This is a genomic window from Flagellimonas pelagia, from assembly GCF_003584135.1.
GTDB lineage: Bacteria > Bacteroidota > Bacteroidia > Flavobacteriales > Flavobacteriaceae > Flagellimonas > Flagellimonas pelagia.
Map to the genome: position 1 here is coordinate 7501 of NZ_QXFI01000009.1, position 16784 is coordinate 24284.

The 16784-nt window shown below is 43.5% G+C and carries 11 protein-coding genes (1 of these 11 running past the window's edge); 4 read left to right on the top strand and 7 right to left on the bottom strand.

All coding sequences use genetic code 11. From position 1 onward, the window contains the following. The 4 genes in view from D2V05_RS01820 to D2V05_RS01835 are tightly spaced (at most 22 nt apart) and all read right to left on the bottom strand, a layout consistent with a single transcriptional unit that may run on beyond the window. On the bottom strand, window positions 1–1618 hold the 5' portion of the coding sequence (locus tag D2V05_RS01820; protein WP_119645890.1) for a vWA domain-containing protein. The gene continues 1415 nt to the left of window position 1, outside the view; only the first 1618 of its 3033 coding nucleotides appear in the window; it begins with the start codon at window positions 1616–1618; its stop codon lies off the left edge, out of view. 22 nt (window positions 1619–1640) lie between these two features. After that, on the bottom strand, window positions 1641–2408 hold the full coding sequence (locus D2V05_RS01825; protein WP_119645891.1) for a hypothetical protein: 768 nt from the start codon (window positions 2406–2408) through the stop codon (window positions 1641–1643). Window positions 2409–2420: 12 nt separating this feature from the next. Then, window positions 2421–3359, bottom strand: coding sequence for a hypothetical protein (locus tag D2V05_RS01830; protein ID WP_147378204.1), 939 nt, complete (start codon window positions 3357–3359; stop codon window positions 2421–2423). A gap of 9 nt (window positions 3360–3368) precedes the next feature. Next, the gene (locus D2V05_RS01835) at window positions 3369–4310 is read right to left on the bottom strand and encodes a hypothetical protein (RefSeq protein ID WP_119645893.1); all 942 of its coding nucleotides are present in this window, start codon (window positions 4308–4310) and stop codon (window positions 3369–3371) included. Between the two features lie 339 nt (window positions 4311–4649). On the opposite strand from D2V05_RS01835, the gene D2V05_RS01840 reads away from it, so the two are divergent. Next, a complete protein-coding gene (locus tag D2V05_RS01840) occupies window positions 4650–5387 on the top strand; it encodes a LytR/AlgR family response regulator transcription factor (RefSeq protein ID WP_119645894.1) in 738 nt (245 codons plus the stop codon). Beyond that, entirely contained in the window at window positions 5380–6912 is a 1533-nt protein-coding gene (locus D2V05_RS01845; RefSeq protein WP_119645895.1) for a sensor histidine kinase, read from the top strand. Before D2V05_RS01840 ends, D2V05_RS01845 begins: the two co-directional genes overlap by 8 nt. Window positions 6913–6974: 62 nt before the next feature. Here D2V05_RS01845 and D2V05_RS01850 read toward each other — a convergent pair whose 3' ends face one another. The 3 genes from D2V05_RS01850 to D2V05_RS01860 all read right to left on the bottom strand — a co-directional run bounded on the left by D2V05_RS01850 (window position 6975) and on the right by D2V05_RS01860 (window position 14406). Then, window positions 6975–8441 (bottom strand): glutamate synthase subunit beta, encoded by a 1467-nt coding sequence (locus tag D2V05_RS01850; protein ID WP_119645896.1) that lies wholly within the window; start codon window positions 8439–8441, stop codon window positions 6975–6977. An 8-nt stretch (window positions 8442–8449) separates the two neighbouring features. Beyond that, window positions 8450–12955: a glutamate synthase large subunit gene (gene gltB / locus D2V05_RS01855; RefSeq protein WP_119645897.1), complete on the bottom strand. Its 4506-nt coding sequence runs from the start codon at window positions 12953–12955 to the stop codon at window positions 8450–8452. A gap of 308 nt (window positions 12956–13263) precedes the next feature. Then, window positions 13264–14406, bottom strand: a complete 1143-nt coding sequence (locus tag D2V05_RS01860; RefSeq protein ID WP_119645898.1) for an acyl-CoA dehydrogenase — start codon at window positions 14404–14406, stop codon at window positions 13264–13266. A gap of 235 nt (window positions 14407–14641) precedes the next feature. On the opposite strand from D2V05_RS01860, the gene nhaD reads away from it, so the two are divergent. Next, the gene (nhaD, locus tag D2V05_RS01865) at window positions 14642–16027 is read left to right on the top strand and encodes a sodium:proton antiporter NhaD (RefSeq protein WP_119645899.1); all 1386 of its coding nucleotides are present in this window, start codon (window positions 14642–14644) and stop codon (window positions 16025–16027) included. Between the two features lie 59 nt (window positions 16028–16086). Further along, entirely contained in the window at window positions 16087–16779 is a 693-nt protein-coding gene (locus tag D2V05_RS01870; RefSeq protein WP_119645900.1) for a MotA/TolQ/ExbB proton channel family protein, read from the top strand. Window positions 16780–16784: the final 5 nt, after the last annotated feature.

Genomic DNA, 16784 nt, shown 5'->3' on the forward strand with positions numbered 1-16784 from the left:
TTAAATAGATGGTTGGAGGGCCCAAATCATAGACTTGTTTGAAGGATGGGTCATAGTTGTCAAAATTATCACCATCCGTAGCATAGAGTACAAGGTCGTTGTTCGACTGTGCTGCCTTTAGATGGGATGTATAGATGTTCGACCCTGTTTCCTGAAGTATGATCAATGCTGCTGGATATTGCTTATAGATGGCTGTTTTGAGATTTTCCAAAAAGATTTTGATGCCTTCTTTTCGATAGGCTTCGGGCATGCTCAATGAAGTATCGTACATCAAAAGGATTCTTGGTGCCACCATATTTTGCTGCAACCATCCGGTAACTTCTTGGCCGTTGTCAATAATCTTGAAGTTTCCTGCCTTGAGTCCTTCCACAATGTTTCCAGTTTGATCTTTTGGGGTCAGGGTCAAACGGACTTTGGGAAAGGTTTTTGGTTCTGCCTTGAGCTCCAATGAGGAGATTTCTTGAACATTAACAGTTTGGTCACTTTCTAGGGTTTTAAGAAGTTCCAAATCCCTAAGTGGTCGTTCTCCTTCCAAGGTGAAGGGCTCCCCCAAAAAAGAGTGCTTTTCCAGATATTCCCTGTCCTTGTTCACGTCTTGTAGCGATAGACAAGGGGTGAAATTACTGATTTGATATATGGATTTGGTGGCCTGTTCGCCAAAACCCATATTGTTCAAAAATTGTATTTTAATCTGATTTCCAATTAGTTCCGAAGCTTTCCACATGCCTTCGACCAAAAGTGTCCTGTTCCAGTTGTCCAAGGCATTGGCATACTTGAGCGTGATATGGACTTCTTCATCTTTGATGGAGTTCAATGCAGGGCCATCCCGGAATTTTTTATCACCGTTGGTGGGATGTAGATTGCCTGCGGGGACGTTAGGGTCGAAAACATGTGCATATTTTTCTTCGCCATTTTCCATATAGACCACGGATGGAATCGAAGCTGGATCAAACCTAAAATTTATAGGGTCGTTCTTGATGTATTGCTCCCCCAACATCCCCAGTAGGTTATCGGCAAGGGCGTTGGAATCTTCCTCAATATTGGGTATTTCGGCAAATGACCCATTTTTCGGGGATGCTCCAAGTTTGTTTTGCCATTCCCGTATTTTTTTATCGGTGATCGGGGGAGCAAAAGGCGGAAGCTGTGGGTGGAAAACAATCTCTTTAGCCTGGTCAAGAGTGATTTCGGTCTGTTCACTGATCACTCGGGCCTCAAATCCAGCTTCAGTGAGCATTTCCTTTAAAATTTCGGCTTTTTCACGTGGAGTGGCCAATCCGCAACGCAAGGCAACTACTGTTCCATACAGGCTGTGCCGATCTATATCATGGAGGAAATCCCTTGTTCTGGGTACTATTTGAAAACTGTCCCGAACGAATTCTGTCATGGCCTCGGGGTCTTTGGAAGCCACCAATAACTTTCGCCGTCCAATCAAATGGTCAGGGCTTTTTTCCAGGGCCTCTATCATTTCTTCCCAAACATTGAAAGGTGGATTTCCCGTACCTGTTTTGATTGTCGGACTTTTGTCCTTGCAAGACTGCAAGGAAGGCCATAAGGCGATTCCTGCACTTGCCAAGACAAGTTGCTGGAAGAAGCATCTTCTAGAGGTTTCGTTGTTCATGTATCGTTATGTTAAGATTGGGTCAGTTTTTGGAGCCCAACCCCATAAAACCATTCATAAACTGAAAATCTTTCCTATAAATGGCCATGTCCTTTTGCTCCAAGGATTTTGCGGTCATGGTAAAACTGTATTTATCCTTCTTTTTATTGGTGCACACCATTTCCATGACCAATCCGTCCTTCATTTGGTCAAGCCATTTGGGGTCGAACCCCTTGGGAATACTTTTTTTGTCATCACCAAAAACCTTGAAAAAACTAACAGGAGCGTCCGTGGCATAGTATAGGGTCATCAAATACTCGTCATTTTCCATTTGAATACCCTTACAGTTATAGTTCAGGATTACCTTTGGAGGAAGTTCACTATAGATATAATGTTCTTCGTTTTTGGCATTGTTCTCCAATGCTTCTTTGGGCAATGATACCATTTGGGCCATGTTTTCGCTGCCCATCCCTTTTTGTTTCAACATGAACATCGTGGAAATTTCAAGCCCTCTGTCGGTCACTACGAATAGCTGTCCCTGACCTTTCAATTGTTCATTGCTCATTTCCATTCCGTAGTATTTCACATCACCTTCCATGAACATAAAATCCATGTTGCTTTCGTTTCCTTTACCATCTTTGATAAGGGTTTTGAACAGCCAGTTGAACTCATAGGACTCTGGTAGCATTTCGGGTTTCAGCTTGGCCGATTTACCAATAAGACCCCCGAGTTTGGTACCCAGGCTTTGTGCATTTGTTACGGAAATAACCATGCAACTTATAATGATGAGAATATTTCTTGTACGTTTCATGTGATATGGTGTTTAGTTTTTACTTGGATCAAGGCCCATTTCTATCAAATCTTGCCCGAACATTTTATTTTCAAAGGCTGCCGGAAGGTTTACCTCGCAATCTTTATAGGTGAATTTGACATACCCTTCGCTGGAGCCAAAATTGGGATTGTCCTTCATGTTGATGTTGATTTCTGCCAATCGATCCTGCCCATCAAACAGGATATAGCTCCCCTCATATCCTTCCGCGATGACATTGAATTTGGTGCAATTGGCACTTCCTCGACAAGGAACACTGGATTCTTCATAGTCTCCGTTCCTAAAATCATCCGGGGAATACATAAAGGCAAATTCTACCATCATAAAGGCATTGATTTTTAATCCTTTGTCCCTAAACTCCTCTGTAACCTCCATAAAACGGTCCATGGGTAGTTTGTAAGCACTGATGATCATGGTCGGGGCCATCATGGACATGGCTCCCAAGGACAGTAGGTTGGATTTTTCATAACGCCCATCGTGTTCGTTGTAGGAGATGAAGTAGCCTTCGCTGTCATTGAAGGCGTGTGCGGGTTTTCCAGTGTTTTGATCCGTCCAGGTCATTTTCATGGCCAGCTGGTCCGCGTCAAAATAGCTGGTGGTATAGGATTGTTTTTCATCATCATAGGTTTCCACTATGACATCAGCATTGTAAAAGGCCCGTTTGGCATCGGTGTTTACATCTTTTGATGGATTTTCATATTTGATGGTTTTGGGTTCAGACCCATCAGGGTTGACTTCATTATTATCCCCTTTACCTGTGGCAGCATCGATACCTTTATTGGTTCCTTTGGATACTTCTTCGTCGGTACGGTTCAAAATGGTACGCTCCGCTGCTTGTTCCGCTTTCTTTTTCAGTTTCTTGAGAAATTGTCCCTGTACCTGAATCCCCAAGAATAAACAAGCTAGGATAGCCAATAGATATTTCATTTTCATGGTACTGTTTTATGGTTTTATGGTGAAGGTGTGCATCAGTTTTTTCTCGTCTGCCTTCGGCACTTCAGAAATCAATACATAGTTGCCAGGTGTCAAATCCACCTCAAAAAATCCATGGGAACCGCTAGGCAGATTGTTCATGCCGCCCAAAAAGGTAAATCCTTCGGGTGCTGGGGTTCGTAGTCCCCTCGGGTCCATCCAGTTCATCCATTGGACAAGGGAATCCAAGGAAGCAGTATTGTCATATTTCACGAGATTTACATCGTGCCCTACAAAATGTTCCCAAACTTTTTGGTCCAAAAAATTAGTTCTGATAATCTGTTTTCCTTGTAATAGACTGTCCCGAAGTACGATACCCTCCGTACTGGAAATCTCCAAGGTAATGGAAGGCGCAGGAGGCTTAAGGTCCGTAGGTTCATCTTTTACAATAATCTCTTTCAACATCCCGTGGGAGGTATGCCATTCCCCGTTGAACATTTTCACATAACACTCCATGATGTAGCGGCCGGGTTCTAAATAAACGGTGCTCTTGGCAGTATGCCTTGGTGAGATAAAACCGGTTCCTCCCATGTATTTTACCTGTTGGAACCACTCGGGCAGTTTGCCAAAAGCCGCGACGGCATTTTCTATATCACCTGCCATAATAAGTTTCATACCTTCATTAAAGGGTGGTAAAATGTCTGTTTTGGTGTCCACAACTGTTTTGCCCTCAGGATAAAGGTCCAGCAGTACAAAATGCACTTCGGGCGATTGGTTTTCATAGCTCAACGTGTTCCAACCCGAGTAAAGGGTGTCAGCAGTAAAGAATTCCATGCTCTGTGTCATGATGTCGACTTCTCCCATTTTAAGCGGGGATAGGGTGGTAACTTGAGTTTCTTCTGCGGTATTTTTCTTCTCTTGCCGGCAGGATGCAAGCAAGATGATTAAGGATAGTAACAAGATTGTTCTCATAAGTAAACGCTATTATGTGTATGAATTGATTTTGATGTTGAGCACCAATAGGAATCTTCACCTCTGATTTTGGGAATAGATCCAAATGCATTTTTTGGGAGAACTGTATCAAAACTAAAAAGTCAATGCGCTTTTTTTGGAGTGCTTTTATAACTGAAGAGGGTGAATATGTAATTGAATTACAGTTGTTTATAATTGGTAAAAAACAAACGGGTCGATAGTGTCCTTCCAGTTATTGTTCAAATGGATCCTATTATGTGCCCAAAATGACCAATTATGTGATTCCGATATGCGTTGAATGCTAAATGATTATCTTTAAATGACTTAACTAAACCAAAAATGATCAAGGCCATTATTGTGGATGATGAATTCAATGCCATTAAGAACCTGAAGTGGGAAATTGAAAGGTTCTGTGGTGATGTAAAGGTATTGGATACGTTTACCGATCCGGTAGAAGCTATTTCGGCCATCAACTATTTAAAACCGGATTGTGTGTTCCTTGATATTGAAATGCCCGAAATGGACGGTTTTGAAATGCTGAACACACTCAAGTACCGCAGTTTTGACTTGATCATCACCTCCGCATACGATAATTATGCCATCAAGGCTTTTCGGCAACATGCCATGGACTATTTGTTAAAGCCAGTGGATTCGGATGATCTCATAGAGGCTATAGACAGGATCAGGGCCAACAAACAGAAAAATGTGTTGGGATCTGAACTTAAAGGTCTTTTTGAAGAATGGCGCGAAGAGGGTGAAAAACGATTGGCTTTACCCATGGCAGGCAAAACGCTTTATGTGGATCGGAATGACATTCTTTATTGCAAATCGGATGGAAACTACACCGAAGTGTTTTTTGAGAACGGCGGCAAGGAAGTGTTCAGCAAACGGTTAAAGGAATTGGAAGATTTGTTGGGCCAGGGTTTTTTTAGGGTACATAACTCCTATCTGGCACGGCTGAACGCCATTAAGGAATTTGTGAACCACGACGGCCAATATCTTGTCTTGTGTGATGGTACCAATGTGCCCGTTTCCCGATCTAAAAAGGGAGAACTATTACAAATGCTAAATGGTTGACGGAACGTTGGAACAAAGTTATCTGGAGTATTTTTACTACTACCCCTTTCAAAATGGGTTCCTGACCTTTACCTTGGGGTTTCTTTTCAGCCTCACGGTATATCATTTCTTACTCTATTTCCAACAAAAGGATACGCTCTATCTGTATTATAGCGGCTATACTTTTTTTATCGTCCTGTCACAGTTGATACATATTCCCGATGGGTTTTTATATCGGTTGCTTTACCCTGTCAAGATTGTCGTAAACTATCCCATGGTCTATACAGAGGCCTATTATATCCTCTATTTTGTGTTTGCCTTTAAATTTTTGAACGTTAAGGAACAGTTCCCGAAATGGCACAACATCTGTTTTAAGATTCTCTATGTGGTAATCGGGTTTTGTGTGCTCAAATTGGTGATATACTTTTTCACCGGGGATTATTACTATCTGGATTTCGGATATCTGATATTTACCATATTGATGAGCATTTTGGGAATCATCACCTACATCCCATTTTTTAAGATGCGCAGCCCGGTCAAATATTATTTGATCGTGGGATCTATGATCTTGTTTGTCTTTTCCGTGATTTCCTTGGTAATTTATGAAGATTTGGAAAGTAGGGGGCTGTCCATTGAAGCGCCATATAGCATTTTGTATACCGGGTATATTTTGGAAAATGTACTGTTTTCCTTGGGACTTGGGCATAAGCAAAAGTTGATCTTGGATGAACGCAATCGTTCCCAAGAAAAGCTTATTGCCCAATTCAAGGAAAACGAGGAGCTAAGAGTGGAAGTCCAGGCGCAGTTGGAAGAGAATGTGAAAACGATGAAAATAAAGGCCGAAGCAGAACGCCTAAAGGGTCTTAAAACACAATATGACAAGGAGTTGGCCGAGTTGAAACTCTTGGCATTGCGAAGCCAGATGAACCCCCATTTTATCTTCAATTCATTAAACTCGATCAAACGGTACATTATCGATAACGATAAGGAAAAAGCGGTGTATTACATGAACAAGTTCGCCAAGTTGATACGGCGGATCTTGGCATCGACCATGGAAAAGGAATCAAGTCTGGCCGACGAACTGGAGACTATGGAACTTTATGTGAACATTGAAAACCTTCGGTTCAACCATGAAATCCAATTTGATATCCAAATGGATCGTGATATAGCCGCCAACAGCGTTAAAATACCTTCATTGTTGCTACAGCCCTTTTTGGAGAATGCCATTTGGCATGGACTTTCACCCAAGAAAAAGAACATGCATCTCCAAATTGTCATAAAAAGAATAAATGACTCAGTGCTTCAAATCGGAATTCACGATAATGGAATCGGCTTGAAGAAATCCCGTCAGATCAAGGAACGGAAAGTGCATAAAAATGATTCGGTAGGTATTTCTTTGTCCCGGGAACGATTGGAGCATTTCTCAAAAAAATATCAAGGAGAAGGAAGTATCACTATTGTGGACTTACAGGATTTGGATCAAAAAGGGACAGGAACTCAGGTTTTGATTTCATTACCCATAAAATTGAATGAGCCCACGATATAAAAAAGGCTCCCCAAACCTAAGCTAAGGGAGCCTGCTAGTTTAGTTGAGATTTATATAATGTATTATACTCTTGGTAGGTCACCTTCCCCTTTTAAAGGGAGATAGGATTGCCCCATCAAATAGGCATCTACATGATGGGCGGCTTGTCGACCTTCAGAAATGGCCCAAACGATCAACGATTGTCCCCTTCTTTGATCACCGGCTACAAAAACTCCAGGTACATTGGTTTTATAGTTGGCAACCGAAGCCTTGATATTGGTCCGAGGATCCATTTCCAATCCCAATTGATCTGCAATGGTGGTCTCAGAACCGGTAAAACCTAAGGCCAAAAGGGCCAAATCGCAATCCCACTCTTTTTCGGAGCCAGCAACTTCTTTAAGAATAGGTCGTTGGCCGGGAGTGGTTACCCATTCCACTTGCACGGTTACCAAGCTTTTTAAATTGCCATCCTTATCGCCGTTAAAATGTTTGGTGGAAATACTGAAAACCCTTTCGGCACCTTCCTTATGCGACGAACTGGTTCGTAAACGCATGGGCCAAAACGGCCAAGGTTGACCTTCTGGTCGTTCTGTGGTGCCCATGGGCATGATCTCAAAATTCGTCACCGATGCAGCACCATGACGGATAGAGGTTCCGATACAGTCTGATCCGGTATCACCTCCACCAATAACGATTACTTTTTTGCCTTTGGCAGTTAGTTCCTCGCCTTTGTAAGGTATTCCATCCACCTTGCGATTGTTCTGTGGAAGAAAATCCATGGCCTGAACTACCCCTTTCAAATCGGAACCTGGTATGGGCAGCCCACGGCGTACTGTGGCACCACCACAAAGCACAATGGCATCAAAATCCTGCTTTAGTTCAGTAGCTGTTACATCAACACCAACGTGAACTCCTGTTTTAAATTCGATGCCTTCCTTCTTCATTACCTTCAAACGTCTGTCGATGACATTTTTTTCCATCTTAAAATCAGGAATGCCATAGCGCAATAGTCCTCCTATTTTTTCATCCCGTTCAAAAACTGTTACCTCGTGGCCAGCACGGTTGAGTTGTTGTGCGGTTGCCAGACCCGCGGGTCCGGAACCAATGACGGCCACTTTTTTTCCTGTTCTTTTAGAAGGAGGTTCGGGTTGGATCCAACCGTTCTTGAAAGCGGTCTCCACAATGTTCTTCTCGATATTCTCAATGGAAACTGGGTCTTCATTGATGCCTAGAACACAAGCTTCCTCGCAAGGTGCGGGGCATAATCTTCCTGTAAACTCCGGAAAGTTGTTGGTGGAATGCAGAATTTTGGCGGCTTTTTGCCATTTTCCTTGATAAACCGCATCGTTAAAATCGGGAATCAAATTGCCCAAAGGGCAACCGCTATGGCAAAAAGGGATACCGCAATCCATGCAGCGGGCTCCTTGGTTCTTGAGCTCACTTTCTTTGAGTGGCTCCGTAAACTCCTTATAGTTTTTGATGCGTTCTTCAACAGGGGCATAACCTTCCACTTTCCTGTCAAATTCCATAAATCCTGTAATCTTTCCCATCTGTCAAATTATAAGGTTTGCATTTTTTCTTGCTCCAATCGGATAAGGGCCTGTCTGTATTCTTCGGGGAAGACCTTGACGAACTTGGGCAGCACTTTTTCCCAGTTTTCCAATATATCCTGCGCCAATGGACTTAGTGTTGCATTGTAGTGGTTCTCGATCAATTCCCTAAGTTGTGCAATGTCGTTGGATTCTTCAACGGGTAGCAGATTAAGTGCCTCACCATTACATTTTTTCTCGAACGTGCCGTCCTTGTCATATACATAAGCGATACCGCCACTCATACCAGCGCCGAAGTTTCTTCCAACGGCACCCAATATTACGGCGACACCACCGGTCATGTATTCGCATCCATGGTCACCGATGCCTTCCACCACTGCTTTGGCCCCTGAGTTTCGTACACAGAAACGTTCCCCGGCCTTGCCGTTGATATAGGCTTCTCCCGAAGTAGCACCATAAAGTGCCACGTTTCCAATGATGATATTGTCCTCTGGTTTAAAGGTGGATTTAAACGGAACCTTGATGACCAATTTTGCACCCGAAAGTCCCTTGCCCAAATAATCGTTGGTGTTTCCATTGACCACCATGGTGAGCCCTTTGGTGGCAAACGCACCAAAACTTTGTCCAGCGGAACCCGTAAAGTTCAATTTAAGGGTATTGTCTGGTAAGCCATCTGCTCCATAGATTTTTGAGATTTCATTACTGATGATGGCTCCGACCGCCCTATCGGTATTGTGAATCGGGAAATCCAAAGAAGTCTTTTCCTTTCGGAAAAGGGCAGGGTGAGCCTTTGCAATAATGCCAAACTCAATGGAATCCATGATATCGTGATGCTGTTTTTGTGTATTGTAGAATTTGGTCCCTTCGGGAACATCAACCTGATATAAAATAGGAGTTAGGTCAATACCTGCAGCTTTATAATGGGCAATAGCCTTGTTTCTATCCAGTTTTTGTACTTGGCCCACCATCTCGTTGATGGTCCTAAAGCCAAGTTTGGCCATGATTTCCCTAAGTTCTTGGGCCACAAAATACATGTAGTTGACCACATGCTCCGGCTTGCCTTGGAATTTTTTGCGTAGCTCGGGGTTTTGGGTAGCGATACCGACTGGACAGGTATTCAAGTGGCACACACGCATCATAATACAGCCCGATGCTACCAAAGGTGCCGTGGCAAAACCAAATTCCTCGGCTCCCAAGAGACATGCTATGGCCACATCCCTTCCGGTTTTCAACTGGCCATCACATTCCAGTACAACCCTGTTTCGAAGATCGTTCAAGACAAGGGTTTGTTGTGCCTCGGCAATCCCAAGTTCCCATGGCAAGCCTGCATGTTTCAATGAGGTCAATGGAGATGCCCCTGTGCCGCCATCAAAACCTGAGATCAATACCACATCAGCCTTGGCCTTGGCTACCCCTGCAGCTACGGTACCCACACCTACTTCAGAAACCAATTTTACATTGATCCTAGCCTCACGGTTGGCCGATTTCAGGTCATAGATCAATTGGGACAAATCCTCAATGGAGTATATGTCGTGGTGGGGTGGTGGCGAGATCAATCCCACATACGGGGTTGAATTTCGTGTTTTGGCAATAGCGGGATCTACTTTTGGTCCTGGCAATTGACCACCTTCCCCAGGTTTTGCCCCTTGGGCCATTTTTATCTGGATTTCTTGGGCATTGGCCAAATAATTGGAGGTTACCCCGAACCTGCCCGAAGCTACCTGTTTAATGGCGCTGTTTTTCCAGTCACCGGTCTGACTTCTATAAAAACGAGCCGGGTCTTCTCCACCTTCACCTGAATTGCTTTTTCCACCGATACGGTTCATGGCAATCGCAAGATTTTCATGTGCTTCCTTGCTGATACTTCCGTAGGACATGGCCCCTGTCTTGAACCTTTTTACGATTTCGGTCCAAGGTTCCACTTCCTCAATGGGAATGGGGTCATAGTTTGAAAATTCAAACAAACCACGGATGGTCATCAAGTTTTTCGATTGCTCATTGACCAATTCGGAATACTCTTTATAAGTCTCCGGCTCGTTATTGCGTACCGATTTCTGAAGTTTGGCAATAGTCAATGGGTTGAACATGTGTTTTTCACCATTCCTTCTCCAACGGTACTCGCCACCAACCTCAATGTCGAGATTGGCTGCTAATTCCTGATTTTTGAATGCTCTGTTGTGGCGTTTCGCAATTTCCTTCTCAATTTCATACAGTCCTATGCCCTGGATGCGGGTGGGGGTATTGGGGAAATACTTGTCCACCACCTTGGTGTTGATGCCGATGCATTCGAATAGTTGGGAACCTCGATATGAATTCAAGGTGGAAATCCCAATTTTGTTCATCACTTTTAAGATGCCCTTGCCTATGGCTTTGTTGTAATTTTTGATGGCTTCTTCAAAAGTGAATTCTGTGATATTGTTCTCTGTAATCTGCTCCCCGATGATTTCATTGACCAAATAGGGGTTGATGGCACTTGCCCCAAAACCGAAAAGCAATGCAAAATGATGCACTTCACGTGGTTCAGCAGATTCTATGATGATGCTCAACTTGGAACGTTTCCCCAGTTTTTGCAAGCCGCTGTTCACATAAGAACAGGCCAAAAGTGCTGGGATAGCGGCCATTTCGGTGCTTACCATCCTATCGGAAAGGATGATGATGTTGGCACCCTCGTCAATGGCTTTTACAGCTTGTGAAAGAATGGAGTCCAAAGCCTCTTCCAGCCCATTGTGTCCTTTAGCTATTTCATAAAGGATGGAAATGGAGACCACTTTGTAATCTGGACTGGCATCGTAATTTTTGATTTTATCCAAATCTTCTTTGGAGATGACCGGATTCTGGATCTTCAATTTTCGGCAGTGTAGTTCGGAAAATTCGAAAATATTGTGGTCACTGCCCAAAGTGAGGCTGATGTCGGTGATCAACTCTTCGCGGATACCATCCAAAGGAGGGTTGGTCACCTGCGCAAAAAGTTGCTTGAAATAATTGTAGATCAATTGGGGCCTTTCAGAAAGAACGGCAATAGGTGTATCCGATCCCATGGATCCAATGGGTTCCTTGCCTTGCTTGGCCATAGGCATGATGATGGTGTTGATATCCTCATGCGTAAAACCAAAAGCGGCCCTTCTTGTTTTCAAAGGGAATTCGCCAAAGAAAACTGGGCAATCATTATAAGGAATATCGCGTAGGTGGACCAAATTGTCCTTCAACCATTTTTTATAGGGATATTTCTTGGCAATGGCTTCCTTGATTTCTTCATCGTTCACGATCCTGCCTTCTTCCATGTTCACCAAGAACATTTTTCCGGGTTCCAACCTGCCGTGCAACTCAATATCTTCTGGGTCCAATTCCACGACTCCGGTTTCGGAGGACATGATTACATATCCTTTTTTGGTTACCGAATATCTGGAGGGGCGAAGTCCGTTTCTGTCTAAAACCGCACCGATATAGTTTCCATCAGTAAATGGGATAGAGGCGGGACCGTCCCAAGGTTCCATCAAACAGCTGTTGTATTCGTAAAAGGCCTTTTTGGACTCAGACATTTCAGGGTTCTTTTCCCAAGCTTCGGGCACCAGCATCATCATCACTTCCGGAAGGGAACGACCTGTCATCAACAACAGTTCCACCACCATGTCCATACTGGCAGAATCGGATTTGCCTGGGAGCACAATGGGAAGTATTTTTTTGATATCCTCCCCGAACCAGTCGCTCTTCATCAATTCTTCGCGGGAACGCATACGGGAAACATTACCCCTCAAGGTATTAATCTCCCCATTATGGCACATATATCGGAAAGGCTGGGCCAAATCCCAGGTAGGGAAGGTATTTGTAGAAAAGCGTTGGTGTACCAGGGCCAATCGTGTAACTACCCTAGGATCTAAAAGATCCTCATAATATTTGCTGATGTCCTTTGGTACCAAAAGTCCCTTAAAAATGATAATCTTGGTGGAAAGGCTGGGCAAATAGAAAAATGGACTTTGCGACAGTTTGCTTTCTATAATGGTGTGCTCGGTAATCTTACGGGCTATGAAAAGTTTTAAATTGAACTGGAAATCGTCCAAGGCTTCTCCCTTGCCGATAAATACCTGCATGACATATGGTTCGGTTTCTGCAGCGATCCTACCAGGAACGGAACGGTTTACCGGTACATCTCTCCAGCCTAACAACTGTAGTCCTTGTTTTTCCATGTTCTCTTCAAGGACCTTGATGCAAAAATCGCGTTGATTTGCTTTTTGGGGGAGAAAAACGTTGCCTACGGCATATTCACCTGCTTCAGGAAGACTGAATTTGCAGACATCACTGAAAAAATCATGGGGAACATCAATAAGGATACCTGCCCCATCGCCAGTTTTACCATCGGCGCTTACGGCTCCCCGGTGTTCCAATTTATCAAGGATCTCAAGCGCCTTGTGTATTATATCGTTGGATTTTCTTCCTTTCAGGCTACAGATGAAACCTGCACCACAGTTATCATGCTCAAATTCCGGTAGGTATAAACCCTGTCTTTCCAATTTCATCATTAAGGTATTTCTTCAAAAATATCAAATAAGATGAACAAACAATAAGATATTTACTGATTATCAGATAAATAATCAACGTATTGAAGTAAGGGTTGAATTATATTTAATTTAGGAATTAATGGAATGTTAAATTATCATTATCATAAATTCCTTGGTCAAATAGCTTCATATCCCTATGTCCAATGGAGGGTTTGCCATAATTCCAGATGCTATTTTGCCCTTTGCCTTTTCGGTAGTAGGGGTGAACCTAGTCAAAATATCATTTTAAAAAAGAGACCCCTCTTTTTGGAGGGGTCTGGAAAATATTAATCTTTTAAAATGCTCCTCGATATGACAATTTTCTGGATTTCCGAGGTTCCTTCGTAGATCTGTGTGATCTTTGCATCGCGCATCAGACGCTCCACATGGTAGTCCTTTACATATCCATTTCCGCCATGTACCTGAACGGCTTCAATGGCGGTTTCCATGGCAACTTCTGAGGCATAAAGCTTGGCCATGGCCCCGGATAAGGTGTAGTCTTTTTTGGCATCTTTATCGCAGGCTGCCTGATATACCAAATAGCGTGCTGCCTGTATTTTTGTATGCATATCGGCCAATTTGAAGGCTATGGCCTGATGGTTGGAAATCTCTGTCCCAAAGGCTTTGCGTTGCTTGGAATATTGAAGGGCCAGTTCATAGGCTCCAGCTGCAATACCCAGGGCTTGGGCAGCAATGCCAATCCTGCCCCCAGCGAGTGTTTTCATGGCAAATTTGAACCCGAAACCATCTTCGCCGATACGGTTTTCCTTAGGAACCTTAACATCGTTGAAGAGGAGGGAGTGCGTGTCACTTCCCCGAATGCCCAATTTATTTTCCTTGGGACCGATCTCGAACCCTTCCATGCCTTTTTCAACGATTAGGGCGTTGATGCCATGATGGCCTTTTTCCACATGGGTTTGGGCGATTACGAGGTACACTTCGGCCCTTTTGCCATTGGTGATCCAGTTTTTGGTACCGTTTAATATATAATGGTCTCCCTTATCGATGGCCGTGGTTTTTTGTGAGGTGGCATCGCTCCCAGCTTCAGGTTCCGAAAGGCAAAATGCTCCAATGATCTCACCGGAGGCCAGTCGGGTCAGGTATTTTTCTTTCTGAGCTTCTGTTCCATAGGTTTCAAGCCCCCAACAGACCAATGAATTGTTCACGGATACCATAACAGATGCCGAGGCGTCCACTTTGGAAAGTTCTTCCATGGCCAAGACATAGGAAAGGGTATCGAGCCCGCTACCTCCATATTTTTCGTTGACCATCATTCCCAAAAAGCCCAACTGTCCCATTTTTTGGACCAACTCATTGGGAAATGTTTGGGTTTCATCGCGCTCTATTACTCCAGGGAGAAGCTCGGATTGGGCGAAATCCTTGGCCGCCTGCTTGATCATCAATTGCTCTTCGGAAAGTGTAAAGTCCATAAAACTGAAAAATAACTAAAAATGACCCACAAATATACTCTTACAATGGGAATTTTACATGATTTTCATCGATTAAATGAGAATGATGTAAATTACAATAGAGTATTTGTAGGCAATCTCCCAATTTCACAATATTTTATGCCAATAAGATTATGCGGAAAAACTCATTTTGAATATCTTTAGCACCATAGATAACTACTTCAAAAAATAATTCCTTAATTAAACCAAACTTAACATGGAAACCCTCTTAGTTGTTGTTTTTGTCGTTGGATATTTGGCAATAACCCTCGAACACAACTTAAAAATAGATAAACTTATTCCTGCCTTGGCCATGATGGCCGTTCTTTGGGCCTTGATTGCCTTTGGGTTGGATGGATTTTCAAGCTGGTTCGATTCTGGTGAGCACCATTTGTTAGAGAACTTTAATACTTTTGGACATGCCGAAAAATTGGAGCTTTTGGAAGAAACCCTGCTCCATCACTTAGGCAAGACCTCGGAGATTTTGGTATTCCTCTTGGGAGCCATGACCATTGTGGAAATCATTGACTATTTTGATGGTTTCTCCACTATAAAAACCTTTGTAAAGACTAGGAGCAAGAAAAAAATCCTTTGGATATTTTCGTTCTTGGCCTTTATTCTTTCCGCAATCATCGACAACCTTACCGCTACGATCGTTTTGATCTCCATCCTTCAAAAAATCGTGAAGGACAGGGATACAAGGATTTGGTATGCCGGTCTGATCATTATCGCGGCGAACGCTGGTGGGGCTTGGTCTCCGATTGGTGATGTGACCACGACCATGCTTTGGATCGGTAAAAAGGTGACTACGGCCAATCTTATCGAACATTTGTTACTTCCCTCTATGTTGTGTATGGTCATCCCATCGCTTATTGCTTCGTTCCTTCCCGTTTTCAAAGGAAAAATCGATGCCGAAGAGGAGGAGCCACCTAAGTCGAGATTTGGGGCAACTATGCTCTATCTAGGTTTGGGGGCCATCATTTTTGTGCCTATTTTCAAGACTATTACCCATTTGCCCCCTTATGTTGGTATGATGTTATCACTTGCAGTAGTATCCACATTTGCAGAAATCTACAGCAGCGCAAAATTCTCTATCTCTTCTGTTGATGAGGAAAGTGATGCAGCCTCGCACCATAGCCCAGTGCATAGGGCCCTTACTAAAATTGAACTTCCCAGTATCCTCTTTTTCTTGGGAATCTTGATGGCCGTTGCCGCTTTGGAATCCTTGGGCTTGTTGTTCAACTTTGCTGAAGGATTAAAGCAGGGGATGCCTATGATCGGCACTGAAATGTCCAGTACCCACGTATCGGATTTGGTTATCCTATTACTTGGTGTCGGATCTGCCGTAATAGACAACGTACCTTTGGTGGCTGCCAGTTTGGGGATGTTCTCCGAGCCCATGAACGACCAATTGTGGCACTTCATTGCCTACTCTGCAGGTACCGGTGGTAGTATGTTGATTATTGGATCTGCAGCAGGGGTTGTGGCCATGGGTATGGAGAAAATTGACTTTTTCTGGTACTTGAGGAAAATCTCATGGTTGGCTTTCCTTGGTTTTATTGGTGGAGCCATTTGTTTCATGATCATGCGAAATTTGTTCTAAAGAAAATACTTTAGGTCAAAAATCTCCGTTATTATTGCAACTAAAATTGGGGATTCTATATGATTATTTTTCAAGAAGCAGCGGAGGGAGCTGAGGCAGTAGCCTCTATTTCAGAAGAAAAGACCCTTTCCGTGATAGATCTTATTGTAAATGGGGGAACGGCGAGTATTGTAATTATTATGGTACTTTTTGTACTTCTCTTCGTAGCACTGTACATTTATTTTGAACGCGTTTTTGCCATAAAGGCTGCGTCAAAGATTGACAAGAACTTCATGAACCAGATTCGTGACCACGTCATGAACGGAAAGCTGGAAGCGGCCAGATTGCTTTGTGCACAGACCGATTCGCCTGTGGCCCGTTTGATTGAAAAAGGTGTCGCCCGAATAGGCAAACCATTGGATGATATCAACACGTCCATAGAAAATGCAGGAACATTGGAAGTCTACAAATTGGAGAAAAACGTCAGTGTTTTGGCTACGGTGGCAGGTGCCGCTCCTATGATCGGGTTTTTAGGTACCGTGATCGGTATGATTTTGGCTTTCCACGAAATGGCAAGCAGTGGCGGCCAGGCCGAGATGGGTTCTTTGGCATCGGGGATCTATACTGCGATGACCACTACAGTGGCCGGTTTGGTTGTGGGTATCATTGCTTACATCGGCTATAACCACTTGGTGAACAGAACGGACAAAGTGGTACACCAAATGGAGGCCAATGCCGTAGAATTTTTGGATTTGTTGAATGAACCTATATAGTATTC